This is a genomic window from Luteimonas sp. KH_071 (assembly GCF_057838005.1).
This window is the reverse complement of record NZ_CM174458.1, coordinates 667,363-681,543: the sequence shown is the minus strand read 5'-3', so window position 1 is coordinate 681,543 and position 14,181 is coordinate 667,363. Positions and strand designations below refer to the sequence as shown.

The window sequence follows — 14,181 nt, the reverse complement described above, 5'->3', positions numbered from 1 at the left end:
TCATCGGGGCCGGCGTGTGCGACCGCGCATGATAGCCATCCGGCGCCGTTGCCCCACCCTTGACAGCGCGCATCGAAAACGTTCCACAGGCCGCGGCGCGCGCAAGTGGTTGTTCACAGGGTTCACAACGCTGTCACCCAGCTGAAGATGACGAGGTGCAGATGCTGCATGACAACAATGTTTCACGGCTATGTGTTTGATATGTATGGATATTCGGCATATGGCACTTTTTTGTCCAACCCATCCTTTACCGCACTGAATACCGCATAACGTCGCATTCGGACGTGTGTATGCACAGGCTTATCCACAGATCGTGTGGATAAGCGGCAAACCCTTTCCTTTCCGGCACTTGCGACCACAACGTCCAAGTCAAGCGAGGTTACGCGCGCAAATGCGTGACCCCCGCGAGCGACCCGATAGACTTTGCCGGTGACCGCTTCGAACCCTCCTGCTCCCGTACTCCAGGTCGCCCTGCCGGTGCCGCTGCCGCGCCTGTTCGACTACATCGCGCCGGGCGGCACGCCCGTCCCTTCGGATGCAGTCGGCCGACGCGTGCGGGTGCCTTTCGGACCGCGCGAATTGATCGGTGTGGTCGCCGCGGTCGGCCCGCCTGACGATCCGTCGCAGGCACTGCGCACCGCCATCGAATGGCGCGACGATGCCCCGCTGCTGCGCGGCGAGCTCGCCGCGTCGCTGCGCTGGCTGGCCCGTTACACCCACGCGCCGCTCGGCGAGGTCCTGGCGACGGCACTGCCCGCGGCCCTGCGCCGCGGCGAGGCACTGCCCGACACCCACGCCTGGGCCTGGCGACTGACCGAAGCCGGCCAGACGGCGCTGTCCGGACTGAAGGCCGGTGGCCGCCCACAGCGCCTGGCCACCCTGCTCGCGCCGACCCCGCGCGACGAGGACGCACTGGATCTGGCGATGGACGGCTGGCGCGCCGCCGCGCGCACGCTGGCCGGTCGGGGACTGGCCGAACGCTTCGCGATTCCCGCCTCGCAGTTGGCCCCCACGCCGCAACCCGGTCCCGCACTGCACGACGAGCAGCAACAGGTGGTCGATGCGGTCGCCGCGTGTACCGGTTTCGCCGCGCTGCTGCTCGATGGCGTGACCGGCAGCGGCAAGACCGAGGTCTATCTGCAGGCGATCGCGGAGTGCCTGGCGCGCGGACGGCAGGCGCTGGTGCTGGTGCCTGAGATCGGCTTGACCCCGCAGACGCTGGCGCGCTTCCGTGCCCGCCTCGGCGTGCCCGTCCACGCGCTGCACTCGGGGCTGGGCGATGGCGAGCGCGCGCGGGTCTGGGCGGCCGCGGCGCGCGGTGAGGCGCGCGTCGTCGTCGGCACCCGGTCGGCCGTATTCGTGCCGCTGCCCGATGCCGGGCTGATCGTCGTCGACGAAGAACACGACGGCAGCTACAAACAGCAGGACGGCATCCGCTATCACGCGCGCGATTTTGCACTGGTGCGCGCCAAGGCGCTCGATGTGCCCGTGCTGCTGGGCAGCGCGACGCCGTCGCTGGAATCGCTGCAGAACGCCGTCTCCGGCCGCTACGCGCATCTGCGCCTGACCCATCGCGCGGGTGCGGCCAAGCCGCCGACCGTGCGCGTGCTCGATGTGCGCAAGCGCCCGCTCGAGGCCGGCCTGTCACCCGAGATGTTCGCAGCGATCTCCGCCGCACTCGCCGCCGGTGGACAGGTGCTGGTGTTCAAGAACCGCCGCGGCTACGCACCGGTGCTGCTGTGCCACGACTGCGGCTGGAGTGCGCACTGCCCGCGTTGCAGCACACCCGATCGTCCGCATCCGATGACCGTGCACGCCGGCGGCCGTCGCCTGCAATGCCATCACTGCGGCCATCGCGCGAGCGCGCCGCCGGCCTGCCCCGATTGCGCGAGTCTGGGCCTGCAGCCACAGGGCGTGGGCACCGAACGTATCGAAGAGCTGCTGGCCGCGCGCTTCAATGACGTGCCGGTGCTGCGCATCGACCGCGGCAGCACGCGCCGCCGCGATGCGCTCGAAGGCCTGCTCGGCGAACTCGGCAGCCAGCCGGGCATCCTGATCGGCACGCAGATGCTGGCCAAGGGCCACGACCTGCCGAATCTCACACTCGTGTGCGTGGTCGGCATCGACGAAGGCCTGTTCTCGGCCGACTTCCGCGCCGGCGAGAAACTCGCGCAACTGCTGATCCAGGTCGCGGGCCGCGCCGGACGCGCGGAGAAAGCCGGCACCGTGCTGCTGCAGACCCATCATCCGGAGCACCCGCTGCTGCTGACGCTGATCCGCGGTGGCTATCACGCCTTCGCCGCCGAGGAACTGATGCAGCGCGAATCCGCCGGCTTTCCGCCGTTCGCACCGCTCGCGCTGCTGCGCGCCGAATCGCAGCAGGCGGAACCGCCGATGGCGTTCCTGCAGGCCGCACGCCGCGTGCTGGCCCCGCATGCCGGACGCGACGCCGCCGGCATGCCGACACTGCTGCTCGATGGCCCGGTGGTCGCACCGATGCCGCGCCGCGCCGGCGTGTATCGCGCGCAACTGCTGATCGCCACCGATCAGCGTCCGCGCCTGCACGCCATTCTCGATGCGGCCCTGCCGCTGATCCACGCGCTGCCCGAAGCGCGCCGCGCACGCTGGTCGCTGGATGTGGATCCGGTGGATCTCTACTGAGTCGACCGGAACGCGGTTGCGTCAGTCGGTCGCTGCAGGTTTGCGGCGACCGCGTGCCCGCGAGGCCTGTTTCGCGGCCGGCTTTTTCGGCGCCTCGCGGATCTCGACCGCCTGCCCGACCCGGCGCACTTCGAACAGCCCGGTCGCATCGATCAGTGCACTGAGATTGCGATAGCCATAGTTGCGCGCGTCGAACGAGCCCTGGTTGCGCACGTGACTGCCGACTTCGCCCAGATGCGACCAGCCGGCATCGTCGGCGCCCGCCGACACTGCGTTACGCAGCAATTGCACGAGTTCGCGATCGGCCTGCAGTTCGCCGCCGGTGCGCGGCTTGGTCGTGCCGCCGCTGTCGACCTCGTCGGCCGCGCGCAGTTTTTCCAGATAGAGGAACGTCGAGCATGCCTTGACGAACGGCGTCGGCGTTTTCTCCTGTCCGAAACCGTAGACCGCGTAGCCGTCGTTGCGCAGCCGCATCACCAGCGGGGTGAAATCCGCATCGCTGGACACGATGGCGAAGCCGTCGAGATTGCGCGCGTACATCAGGTCCATCGCGTCGATGACCATCGCCATGTCGGACGCGTTCTTGCCGGTGCTGTAGGCGAACTGCTGGATCGGTCGGATCGCATATTCGTGCAGCACTTTCTCCCAGCTCACGAGATGCTGGCTCTTCCAGTTGCCGTAGGCGCGGCGCACATTGGCGGCGCCATGGCGCGCGACTTCGGCCAGGATCACGTCGATCTTCGCCGCCGGCGCGTTGTCGGCATCGATCAGCAGCGCGATGCGTTTCTCGTTGTCGATGCGGGTGTGTTCGCCCATGGCGGTCCTCCGGTCGGGGCGCGCAGCGCGCGCCGGATGCAACGCGGCGGCGGGATTCAGTCCGCGCCGAACAGTTCGCGGGCCATGACGATCGCGTCCTCGCGGCCGTTGTGCGCCGGGTAGTAACGCGGCCGCCGGCCGATCTCGTTGAAGCCTTCGTCGTGATAGAGCGCAACCGCATTGGGATTCGACGGTCGCACTTCGAGAAACACGCGCTGCGCGCCGTGTTGCCGGGCCAGATCCACCAGCGCGCGGAACAGGCGGCGGCCGTGGCCTCGGCCCTGCAGGTCGGGATCGACGCACACGTTGAGCACGTGCGCTTCGCCGGCGGCGACGCTCAGCACGCCGTAGCCGGCGAGCCGCCGGTCGACATGCAGCACCCACGCCGGGTACGCCGCGCGCAGGCAGTCGTCGAAGATGCCGCGCGTCCACGGGAACGGATACGCGCGCAGTTCGATCTCCATGACCGCGTCGACATCGGTCGCGCGCATCGGCCGCAGCGCCCAGTCGCGCGCCGCAGCGGCGACATCCGGCATCGCCCGGGTGTCGGGCTCAGCTGCCATTGCGGCGCATCCGGCGCAGGCGTGGCCACAGCGCGCGCTTGGCCGACGCCGAGCGCAGATCCGACAACGCGCCGAGACTGCGCACGAGCGCGAACGCGCCGTCGCCATCACGATGCAGGCCTGCGGCTCGCAGCAACGGGTCCACCAGCGGATCGTCCGGCAACACCTGACCGGGCACCTGCACGCGGTAGCGCTCAAAGCCCAGCGCATCGAGCGCCGCGATCTGCAGCGCGTCCCAGGTCACGATGCGGTCTCCGCGCCTCCGCGGCGGCGGCGCCACACCCACAGACCCGGTCCCGACAGTGCGTACAGCACGGCGGCGATCAGCAGGGTCTTGGGCGGATCCACCCACATCGCGATCAGCAGGCCGACCGCGACGACCAGCGCGACGAACGGCACGCGATCGGCCTTCGGTCCGGTGCCGCTGCCCTTGAAGCTGGTGTAGCGGATCCGGCTGACCATCAGCAGGCCGCAGACCACGGTGACCGCGAGCGCGACATAGCGCAGCGCGTCGCCGGTGAAATCGAGTTCGTGGCAGGTCCAGACGAAACTCGCCATCAGACCTGCCGCGGCCGGACTTGCCAGGCCGACGAAATACCGCTTGTCGACGGTGGCCACCTGGCTGTTGAAGCGCGCCAGACGCAAGGCCGCGCACGCGGCGTAGAGGAATGCACCCAGCCAGCCGATCTTGCCGAGCGTCGTGCCGTCGAGGCGCATCGCCATCAGCGACCAGTGGTACATCACCAGCGCCGGCGCCAGGCCGAAGCTGATCAGATCGGCCAGCGAGTCGTACTGCACGCCGAACTCGCTCTGGGTATTGGTCAGGCGCGCGACCCGGCCGTCGATCCCATCGAGTACCGCGGCGACGAAGATCGCGATGCAGGCGGCGCTGAAGCGCCCCTGCGAGGCGGCGATGATCGCGAAGAACCCCGCGAACAGGCCGCCGGTCGTGAAGAGGTTCGGCAGCAGGTAGATGCCGCGGCCGCGGCGCGGGGTCGGGTCGGGTTGGCTCATGCGGGCCAGTGTAGCGCCTGCATCGGGCCGCCCGGCGACAGCGGTTGCGCATGCGGCCCCGGAGTGCTGCAATCGCCGCCACATTCGAGCACCTGCCGGGGACCGCCATGCGCCGCACTTCCGTGACCGCCCTTGCACTGCTCATCACCGCCGCCCTGCTCGCCACTCCGCTTGCCGCCAGCGAGGTCTACAGCTGGAAGGACGCGCGCGGCGTCACCCACTACTCGCAGACGCCGCCGCCCGCGGGCACGCGCTTCGAAGTGCGCAACGTGCACGGCACGGCCGCCTCGTCCACGCCCACGACGCCTGCACCCGTCGCCGCGCCTGCGGCCGCAGCGACGACCGCGAACGCCGGCGGCGACACCAGCCAGTGCGAACTCGCCCGCAGCAACGTCGCAGCGCTCAAGGGCGAAGGCGCGGTGCAGCAGCTCGGTGCCGACGGCAAGCCGCGCGAACTGGCCGGCAACGAACGCGCCGACCAGCTCGCGCTGTCGGAAGCCGCGGTGCGCGCCTACTGCCGCTGACACCCCGGCCGGCGGGCCGGGACGCGCGGGGCGCGTGGCACACTATCGCCCCCCGTTCCCAGCCAGAAGCCGCCGATGCGCCTGTCGCAGTTCCATCTCCGCACCGAGAAAGAAACGCCCGCCGATGCCGAGGTCACCAGCCACAAGCTGATGCTCAAGGCCGGCATGCTGCGCAAGCTGGGCGCCGGCCTCTACACGTGGTCTCCGCTGGGCCTGCGCGTGCTGCGCAAGGTCGAGGGCATCGTGCGCGAGGAGATGGACGCCGCCGGCGCGATCGAACTGCTGATGCCGGCCGTGCAGCCGCGCGAGCTGTGGGAAGAAACCGGCCGCTGGGAAAAATTCGGCGGCCAGCTGCTGAAGATGCAGGATCGCAAGGAGAGCTGGTACTGCTTCGGCCCGACGCACGAGGAAGTCATCACCGATTTCGCGCGCAGCGAACTGGCGAGCTACAAGCAGCTGCCGGTGAACTTCTACCAGATCCAGACCAAGTTCCGCGACGAGATCCGCCCGCGTTTCGGCGTGATGCGCGCTCGCGAGTTCCTGATGAAGGACGCCTACTCGTTCGACATCGACGAGGCCGGCATGGCCGCCTCGTACCAGAAGATGCATGCCGCCTACACCCGCATCTTCACCCGACTGGGCCTGGAGTTCCGCTCCGTGCAGGCAGACTCGGGCGCGATAGGCGGTGACGCCTCGCAGGAGTTCCACGTCATCGCCGATTCGGGCGAGGACGCGCTGGTGTTCTCGACCGGCTCGGACTACGCCGCGAATGTCGAAGCCGCGCGCGCCGCGGCGCCCGCGCCGCGTCCGGCAGCGTCGGAAGACCTGCGCAAGGTGGACACGCCGACACAGAAAACCTGCGAGGACGTCGCCGCCCTGCTCGACATTCCGCTCGCGCGCACTGCGAAATCGATCGCACTGATGGCCGGCGAAGCCTTCGTGCTCGCACTGGTGCGCGGCGACCACGCGGTCAATGCGATCAAGCTCGCCAAGGTCGAAGGCCTGGCCGATTACCGCATGGCGACCGAAGCGGAAATCGCCGCGCATCTCGGCGCCGCGCCTGGCTTCCTCGGGCCGATCGGTGCCGCCAGGCCGATCCGCGTCGTCGCCGATCTGGAAGTCGCCGCACTTGCCGACTTCGTCGTCGGTGCCAACGAATCCGGTTTCCACATCGCCGGCGTCAACTGGGGACGCGACCTGCCCGAGGCCGACATCGTCGCCGATATCCGTGACGTCGTCGCGGGCGATCGCGCCGAAGACGGCGGTGAACTGAAAGTCGCCCGTGGCATCGAGGTCGGCCACGTGTTCCAGCTCGGCCGCAAATATGCCGAGGCCATGAACTTCAAGGTGCTCGACGCGAACGGCAAGGCGACCGTGCCCTTCATGGGCTGCTACGGCATCGGCGTGTCGCGCATCGTCGCCGCGGCGATCGAGCAGAACCACGACGCCAACGGCATCCTGTGGCCGCTCGCGATGGCGCCGTGGCAGGTGGCGGTGTGCGTGATCAACCCGAAGAACGAGGCGCACGTGGCCGAGGCCGCGGACGCTCTGTATCGCGAACTCGGCGCGGCCGGCTTCGACACCGTGCTCGACGACCGTGGCCTGCGCCCGGGCATGATGTTCGGCGACATCGAGCTGATCGGCATCCCGCATCGCGTCGTGGTATCGGCGCGCGGCCTGGAGTCGGGCGCGTTCGAATATCGCGCACGCAATGCCAGCGAGGCCGAGAATCTCGACCGCGAAGCGCTGTTTTCGCGCCTGCGCGGCTGAAGGTTTCCGCGGCGGAACCGGCGGTATTTACCGCCGGATAATCCCGGACCCGCACGCGGCCCGCCCATGCGGGTCGCGCGGTCGCGCGTGGCGGGTTTGTTGGCCCGGGATAAACAGGATTAAGATGCGGCCCATGCCAATGGACTGGTATTCCCAATAATCAGCCGGAGCCGACTCGAATGGCGTTTGACCTCAATGCGTTTTCCCCCCAGCAGCTCGACGCGCTGATCACCCAGGCCAAGGAGCGCAAGACCACGCTCAAGAAGCGCAAGCCGCTGACGGCCGTCCGCAAGAAGCTGACCGACATGGCCGCGGCCGAGGGTTACAGCATCGCCGAGCTGTTCGGTGGCAGCGCGCCGCGCGCGACGTCGGCCGCAGCCCCGGCGACGCGCAAGAGCGCGACCAAGGGTCGCAAACTCGGCAAGGTGGCGCCGAAGTACCGCAACCCCGCGAACAAGAACGAGACCTGGACCGGTCGTGGCAAGCAGCCGCTGTGGCTGGCCGCGCACACCAAGAAGGGCCGCAAGCTGGAAGAGTTCCTGATCCAGAAGTGATCGTGGCGGCGCGAGCCGCGCGACACGCCTCGACGACGCCCTCCGCATGGAGGGCGTTTTCGTGTGCGGCGTCAGAGATTCTTGCGCGCCGGCAACACGACGTTGCCGAACAGCAGACCGGCGATCAGGGCCAGCACGATGTTCATCACCACGAGCGCGGCTTCCTGGCCTGCGGCCATGTCCTGCTGCTGGACCAGATTCATCAGCCCGCGCAGGCTGTTGCTGCCGGGTACCAGCATGATCAGGCCCGGCACCCGGATCACCGCGCCCGGGCGGTTCGCCCAGCGCGCGTAGCCGTTGCCTGCGGCGGTGGTCACCAGCGCCGCAACGAACAGGCCGATGTTCGGCCCCAGCGCCGCGCCGACCCAACGCGAGATCAGATATCCCGATGCAGCGGCGGCCATCACCAGCAGCACGTCGCGGCGCCCGGCCCGGAACAGGATCGCGAACGCACCCGCCGCAGTGGCCAATGCCGCCCACTCCACCCAGTCCGGCTGCGGTCGCAGCGCGCGGACGTTCGGGGTGACACCGAGCAGCTGCATCAACGTCAGCGCAATGATCGTGCCGATGGTGAGCTTGAGCACGGTGGTGATCGCACCGGCGAAGCGCGCAGTACCCGACACCAGATGCTGACTGGTCAGTTCGTTGATGGCGTTGGTGAGCGCCATACCCGGGAGCATCACGATCAGCGAGGCGATGACCACGGTATTGAGATTCAGCGGGGCGACGAAGGCCGAGACCAGGATCGCGACCAGGCCGGCCAGCATGCCGGCCAGCGCCTCGTGCGCTTCCTTCAGCCGCGTGCCGTTGCGCGTGACCATGTCGAGCAGGCCGATCAGCAGGCCGATGGTGCCGGCCGTCGCGATGTCGGCCCACGGCAGCCGCCACAGACCGGCGACGCCCATCGCCACCATCGCGAAGCCCATGACCTGCGCCGCCTTGCCCCAAGCGCGCGGCTCGCGCGCGTCGAGCGCGCGCAAGGCGGCGTAGCCCTCGGCCAGGTCCATTTCGCCGGCCATCACCTGCTCGGCGATCCGGTCGGTCTCGCACAGTTTGTAGAGATCCACGTCGCCCGGCGACATGCGGATCACTCGGGTGGTATCGCTGTCACCCGGCGGCCGCAGTGGATCGCTGAACGACAGCACCATGCCGGTCGGGTTGACCCAGGGCTCGCAGTCGATCCCGAGTTGCTGGGTCACCGCGATCACCGCACCTTCGAGGCGCTGTGCGGTGGTGCCATAGGCGTGCAGATGCTCGGCCAACTCGACCACGAAGGCGATGCGCGTGGCGTAGCTGGCAGTGGTGAGCGGAGTGGCGCCGGACATCGGTACAGGATCGCACGGGCGTCCGGCGCCCGGTAGGCCGCCCCGCCGTGATGCGCAGCGTCACACCTGATTTCGGTATGCTCACCGGCGTTTGCACCTCGACCGACCGATGCCTGCATGACCGTCCCTCGACACGCCACGCCCAGCGCCGATTCCGGTGACGGTGGGTCGCTGCGGCTGCACGGGCAGTGGACGCTGGCGCACGCCACCGACATCGAGCGGGTGCTGCGCGCGGAAGAGGCGCCGTCGGGCGTGGTGGATGCCAGTGGCGTCGACCGGCTGGATTCGGTGGGCGTGCTGCAACTGCTGCGCTTCGCCCACAAGCGCAACCTCGATTTTTCGACGTTCCGCTTCCGCGACGACCACCACGCGCTGGTCGAAGCGATCGAGGATGTCGCCTACGACCGCCCGAAGAAGAAGCGCGATTACGGCTTCCAGGCCGCACTGGCGCGGCTCGGCGAGACGATGCACGACAACTGGCGCGAGATCGTCTCGCTGGTCAGCTTCCTGGGCGAAACCCTGATCAAGCTCGGCCGTCTGGTGGTGTCGCCGCGGCGCTTCCGCCTGACGTCGACCGTGCACCACATGGAGCAGGTCGGCCTGGACGCGGTGCCGCTGGTCGCGCTGCTGTCGTTCCTGGTCGGCGCGGTGATCGCCTTTCTCGGTTCGACCGTCCTGTCGGAATTCGGCGCGACGATCTTCGTCGTGGAATTGGTCTCGATCGCATTCCTGCGCGAGTTCGGCGTGCTGCTGACGGCGATCCTGCTCGCCGGTCGCACCGCCAGCGCGTTCACCGCGCAGATCGGCGCGATGGTGAGCCGCGAGGAGGTCGACGCGATCCGCACCCTCGGTCTGGACCCGGTGGACCTGCTGGTGATCCCGCGCGTGGTCGCGCTGATGGTGATGCTGCCGCTGCTGACCTTCGTCGCGATGATTGCCGGCCTCGTTGGTGGCCTGTGCGTCGGCGCCTTCAGCCTCGACATTCCACCGCAGGCCTATATGGCGCGCATGTACGAGACCATGAACGTCCGCCACTTCTTCGTCGGCATGTCCAAGGCGCCGATCTTCGCGATGGTGATCGGTCTGATCGGCTGTCTGGAAGGCCTGCAGGTCAAGGGCACGGCGCAGTCGGTCGGTGAGCGCACCACCTCGAGCGTGGTGCAGACGATTTCGCTGGTGATCGTGTTCGACGCGTTCGCCGCGATCTGGTTCATGCACGTGGGATGGTGACGATGTCCGAGACGCCCGCCCGCGACCCGCAAGCGCAGGACGACCTCGGCGACGAGATCGCGATCCGTGTGCGCGGCCTGGTCAACCAGTTCGGCACGCAGACCGTGCACGACAATCTCGATCTCGACGTGCGCCGCGGCGAAATCCTCGGCGTGGTCGGGGGCTCGGGCACCGGCAAGTCGGTGCTGATGCGCAGCATCCTCGGACTGCGTCCGCCGCAGGCCGGCACCATCGAGGTGCTGGGCGCGGATGCGCTCTCGCGCGATGTCGAAGAGCGCCGGCACATCGAGCGCAATACCGGCGTGCTGTTCCAGGACGGTGCACTGTTTTCGTCCCTGACCGTCGGCGAAAACGTGCAGGTGCCGCTGAAGGAACACCACCCGGACCTGCGCGATTCGCTGCGCTACGAACTGGCGCTGCTGAAGGTCAAGCTGTCCGGCCTGCCGGCCAACGCACTCGACAAGCTGCCGGCGGAACTGTCGGGCGGCATGCGCAAGCGCGCGGGCCTGGCGCGGGCGCTGGCACTCGATCCGCCGCTGCTGTTTCTCGACGAGCCCACGGCCGGCCTCGACCCGATCGGCGCGGCCGCGTTCGACCGTCTGATCCGCACGTTGCAGGAAGCGCTGGGACTGACGGTGTTTCTCATCACACACGACCTCGACACTCTGTACGCTATCTGTGACCGGATCGCGGTACTGGCCGACAAACAGGTGATCGCGGTGGCGCCGGTGGCGGAGATCGAGCAGGTCGATCACCCCTGGATACAGGATTATTTCCACGGCCCGCGCGGCCGTGCCGCACGCGATGCCAAGGCCCACGCCTCGGGAGCCCACTGATGGAAACCAGAGCCAACTACGTCCTCATCGGCGCGTTCACGCTCATCGCGTCGATCGCGCTGCTCGGCTTCGCGCTGTGGGCGGCGAAGTATTCGTCCGACCGCAGCTGGAACGAGTTCGACGTCGTCTTCCGTGAGCCGGTGACCGGTCTGAGCGAAGGCAGCAGCGTGCAGTACAACGGCATCGCAGTGGGCACGGTGGACAACCTGCAGCTCGCGCCGCAGGACCCGCGCCAGGTCATCGCGCGCCTGCGCATCCAGGCCAACGCCCCGGTCAAGACCGACACCCGCGCGCGCATGTCGATGACCAGCCTGACCGGCTCGCCGATCATCCAGCTCACCGGCGGCTCGCCCGAAGCGCCAATGCTGGTGTCGGAAGACAGCGACCGCGTGCCGATCATCCAGACCGAGGCCTCGGCGCTGCAGAACATTTCCGATACCGCGAACCGCCTGGTCGAGCGCCTCGACCAGGTGCTCAGCGAGGAGAACGTCGCGCGCATCTCCAACACGCTGGAGAACATCGAAGGCATGACCGGCTCGGTCGCGGGCCAGCGCGAGGACCTCGCCGCGATCATCGTCAACGCGCGCACCGCCAGCGAGCAGCTGGAGCAGACGCTGACCACGACCAACCGGGCGATGACCAACTTCGACCGCGAGCTGGTGCAGAAGCTGCCGACGCTCGTCGCAAGTCTGGAAAGCACGCTGGCGCGCATGGATTCGGCTGCCGGCGGCGCGGACACCATCCTCAACGAAAACCGCGCGGCGATCAGCAGCTTCGCCAACGACGGACTGTCGCAGCTCGGACCGACGCTCGGCGAACTGCGTTCGCTGGTTCGCGACCTGCGCCGCATCAGCGACCGTCTCGATGCCAATCCCGCGCGTTACCTGCTCGGTCGCGACGCGCCCAAGGAATTCGAACCCGAATGATCACGCTCACGACTTCCGCGCGGCGCGTCCTGCCCCGTCTCGCCATCGCACTCGCCTTCGGCACCCTGCTCGCCGGCTGCAGTTCGCTGCTGGGCGGAGGTGGTGGCGACCGCGAGCGCTCGACGATCTACGCGCCCGACCCGCGCGTCGATGCGAATCCGGCATGGCCGCATGCGAACTGGCAGCTCATGCTGAGCCCGCCTACGGCGGCGCGCATGATCGACAGTTTCCGCATCGCGGTGCGGCCGACCCCGGCCGAGCTGCAGGTCTACCGGGGCGCCAGCTGGTCCAAGACACCGACCGACATGCTCCAGGACACCGTTTTGCGCACGCTCGAGGACTCGGGGCACATCTCCGCGGTCGCGCGGCAGGGCGCCGGCATCACCGCCGACTACAAGCTGGTCATCGACCTGCGCCGCTTCGAAGCCGACTACAACGGCAACGTGCTGCCGGCGGCCACCATCGAGGCCAACGTCAAGCTGATCCACAACATTGATCAGACCGTGGTGGGTTCCCGCACGTTCCTCGCAGCGCAGCCCGCATCCAGCACCGAAGTCGCGCAGGTCGTCGATGCGTTCTCGGTTGCACTCCAGGGCATCAGCGGCGAGATGGTGGGCTGGATCCTCGAATCCGGCAACGCACACGAGACGACACACGATCGCCGGCCTGCGGTGTCAACGCCGTCGCTGCGATGAGTTTTTCGCTCAGAGCCCACCGATGTAGCGCAGCAATCGGCCTTCGTTTCGCGGCCGCATGACGCCTGCGGCGCTGCGCGTGATCCGTGGATCAGGCCGCCATCGCGCGCCTCAGTACAGAATCTGACGGAACGTCAGATTGATCCGCGGCCCGACCGGGCGCGCAGTCCTCGGCAGCGCATGCCGGAACCGGGTCTGCGTGTCGCCGCGCATCACCAGCAGACTGCCGTGCGGCAGTTCGAGTACATGCCGTGCGAACCGGCCGTCCGCATACGGCGCACGCGCCTTCAGCACGAACCGCCGCGTCGCGCCGAGGCTCAGCGACGCGATCACCGGCTCGGGACCGAGCTCGCGCTCGTCGTCGCTGTGCCAGCCCATCGCGTCCTGTCCATCGCGATACAGATTGGCGAGGACGCTGTTGAAAGCGATGCCCGCCGTCTCGGACACCGCATCGCGCACCGGCACCAATGCCGCAGGCCAAGGCTCCGGCGCGAACCGCGTGCCCGAATATCGATACATCGCGCCCGGATCGCCTATCCAGCAACTGAGCCGCGGCGCCTCGACCTGGCGCCCGAAGATGCGCAGGCGATGGCGGGCCCAAGGAAGGGCATCAACCAGTTCCGAATGCAGCGCATCCGCATCGCCTAGAGGTAGCCAGGCTGGATAGAACAGAATGTCGGGATCTCTCAACACAAGCTTACTCTTGCAACTGGAAACTGAAGCCCCGCCTCAAAGCACCAGTTGGCTGGAGCCTTCAAGCTCACAGATACTTCCCCTTCTGCAGAACCGAATCGACTGAACCGTCGATCTCGTTGCTATCTATCAACAAGGAGCTATCCCAGCATGCGCACTCAACTGATCAGCTTGTCGGTCGTCATCGGTTGCCTCTCAGCCTGCAACCGCCCTGCCGCCGATCACGAAGCGCCCGCAGCGCCCGCCATCACCAGTAGTGCACCGGTGGCAGATCCGCTGCGCGTGGATCCCGCAGCGCTTCTGGATTGCACACCTAGAAGCGTGGTCGTCAGTTGGGATATCGCCGAATCGAGCGGTGTGACGGATGTCGATGTACTTGTCGAAGACACCGGCGAGCTGTTTGCAGAGGGTGGCGCAGCTGGCAGTAGCGAAACAGGGGCTTGGGTGCGACCCGGCATGACTTTCGTACTTCAGGACAGCAATGAGAAAACCGAACTCGCGCGCGCCGTTGTTGCCGGCCCTGTCTGCGACTGAATTCAAGCGGCTCGCCGCCTCTGGCCGGCGAGCCGCTCGA

15 protein-coding genes are annotated in these 14,181 nt (G+C 68.0%); 9 read left to right on the top strand and 6 right to left on the bottom strand.

Annotated features, from left to right (window positions below; translation table 11 throughout):
• The first annotated feature begins 429 nt into the window (after positions 1-429).
• Positions 430-2,661 (top strand): primosomal protein N', encoded by a 2,232-nt coding sequence (locus AC3IRM_RS03205; protein WP_489204832.1) that lies wholly within the window; start codon positions 430-432, stop codon positions 2,659-2,661.
• Positions 2,662-2,682: 21 nt separating this feature from the next.
• Here AC3IRM_RS03205 and AC3IRM_RS03200 read toward each other — a convergent pair whose 3' ends face one another.
• Genes AC3IRM_RS03200 through pssA form a run of 4 tightly spaced genes read right to left on the bottom strand, consistent with a single transcriptional unit; the run spans position 2,683 to position 5,054 of the window.
• The gene (locus AC3IRM_RS03200) at positions 2,683-3,477 is read right to left on the bottom strand and encodes an NYN domain-containing protein (protein WP_489204831.1); all 795 of its coding nucleotides are present in this window, start codon (positions 3,475-3,477) and stop codon (positions 2,683-2,685) included.
• A 56-nt stretch (positions 3,478-3,533) separates the two neighbouring features.
• A complete protein-coding gene (gene rimI, locus AC3IRM_RS03195) occupies positions 3,534-4,013 on the bottom strand; it encodes a ribosomal protein S18-alanine N-acetyltransferase (RefSeq protein WP_489205816.1) in 480 nt (159 codons plus the stop codon).
• A 16-nt stretch (positions 4,014-4,029) separates the two neighbouring features.
• A complete protein-coding gene (locus tag AC3IRM_RS03190) occupies positions 4,030-4,284 on the bottom strand; it encodes a hypothetical protein (RefSeq protein ID WP_489204830.1) in 255 nt (84 codons plus the stop codon).
• A complete protein-coding gene (gene pssA, locus AC3IRM_RS03185) occupies positions 4,281-5,054 on the bottom strand; it encodes a CDP-diacylglycerol--serine O-phosphatidyltransferase (RefSeq protein WP_489204829.1) in 774 nt (257 codons plus the stop codon). The genes AC3IRM_RS03190 and pssA overlap by 4 nt, the downstream gene beginning before the upstream one ends.
• A 107-nt stretch (positions 5,055-5,161) precedes the next feature.
• On the opposite strand from pssA, the gene AC3IRM_RS03180 reads away from it, so the two are divergent.
• The 3 genes from AC3IRM_RS03180 (at position 5,162) to AC3IRM_RS03170 (ending at position 7,902) form a co-directional block, all read left to right on the top strand.
• Positions 5,162-5,578: a DUF4124 domain-containing protein gene (locus AC3IRM_RS03180; protein WP_489204828.1), complete on the top strand. Its 417-nt coding sequence runs from the start codon at positions 5,162-5,164 to the stop codon at positions 5,576-5,578.
• Between the two features lie 75 nt (positions 5,579-5,653).
• A complete protein-coding gene (locus AC3IRM_RS03175; protein ID WP_489204827.1) occupies positions 5,654-7,348 on the top strand; it encodes a proline--tRNA ligase in 1,695 nt (564 codons plus the stop codon).
• A gap of 179 nt (positions 7,349-7,527) precedes the next feature.
• A complete protein-coding gene (locus tag AC3IRM_RS03170; protein ID WP_489204826.1) occupies positions 7,528-7,902 on the top strand; it encodes an H-NS histone family protein in 375 nt (124 codons plus the stop codon).
• Positions 7,903-7,973: 71 nt separating this feature from the next.
• On the opposite strand, the gene AC3IRM_RS03165 is transcribed toward AC3IRM_RS03170, so the two are convergent.
• On the bottom strand, positions 7,974-9,227 hold the full coding sequence (locus tag AC3IRM_RS03165) for a threonine/serine exporter family protein (RefSeq protein WP_489204825.1): 1,254 nt from the start codon (positions 9,225-9,227) through the stop codon (positions 7,974-7,976).
• Between the two features lie 117 nt (positions 9,228-9,344).
• On the opposite strand from AC3IRM_RS03165, the gene AC3IRM_RS03160 reads away from it, so the two are divergent.
• The 4 genes from AC3IRM_RS03160 to AC3IRM_RS03145 are packed head-to-tail and all read left to right on the top strand — an operon-like array spanning position 9,345 to position 12,914.
• The gene (locus tag AC3IRM_RS03160) at positions 9,345-10,457 is read left to right on the top strand and encodes an ABC transporter permease (RefSeq protein ID WP_489204824.1); all 1,113 of its coding nucleotides are present in this window, start codon (positions 9,345-9,347) and stop codon (positions 10,455-10,457) included.
• A gap of 2 nt (positions 10,458-10,459) precedes the next feature.
• A complete protein-coding gene (locus AC3IRM_RS03155) occupies positions 10,460-11,293 on the top strand; it encodes an ABC transporter ATP-binding protein (RefSeq protein ID WP_489204823.1) in 834 nt (277 codons plus the stop codon).
• Positions 11,293-12,219, top strand: coding sequence for an MlaD family protein (locus AC3IRM_RS03150; protein ID WP_489204822.1), 927 nt, complete (start codon positions 11,293-11,295; stop codon positions 12,217-12,219). The genes AC3IRM_RS03155 and AC3IRM_RS03150 overlap by 1 nt, the downstream gene beginning before the upstream one ends.
• Positions 12,216-12,914: an ABC-type transport auxiliary lipoprotein family protein gene (locus AC3IRM_RS03145; protein ID WP_489204821.1), complete on the top strand. Its 699-nt coding sequence runs from the start codon at positions 12,216-12,218 to the stop codon at positions 12,912-12,914. Before AC3IRM_RS03150 ends, AC3IRM_RS03145 begins: the two co-directional genes overlap by 4 nt.
• A 111-nt stretch (positions 12,915-13,025) precedes the next feature.
• On the opposite strand, the gene AC3IRM_RS03140 is transcribed toward AC3IRM_RS03145, so the two are convergent.
• Positions 13,026-13,604, bottom strand: a complete 579-nt coding sequence (locus AC3IRM_RS03140) for an alpha-ketoglutarate-dependent dioxygenase AlkB family protein (protein WP_489204820.1) — start codon at positions 13,602-13,604, stop codon at positions 13,026-13,028.
• Positions 13,605-13,757: 153 nt separating this feature from the next.
• Between AC3IRM_RS03140 and AC3IRM_RS03135 the strand changes: the two genes are divergently transcribed.
• Positions 13,758-14,141, top strand: coding sequence for a hypothetical protein (locus AC3IRM_RS03135; protein ID WP_489204819.1), 384 nt, complete (start codon positions 13,758-13,760; stop codon positions 14,139-14,141).
• The last annotated feature ends 40 nt before the right edge of the window (positions 14,142-14,181 follow it).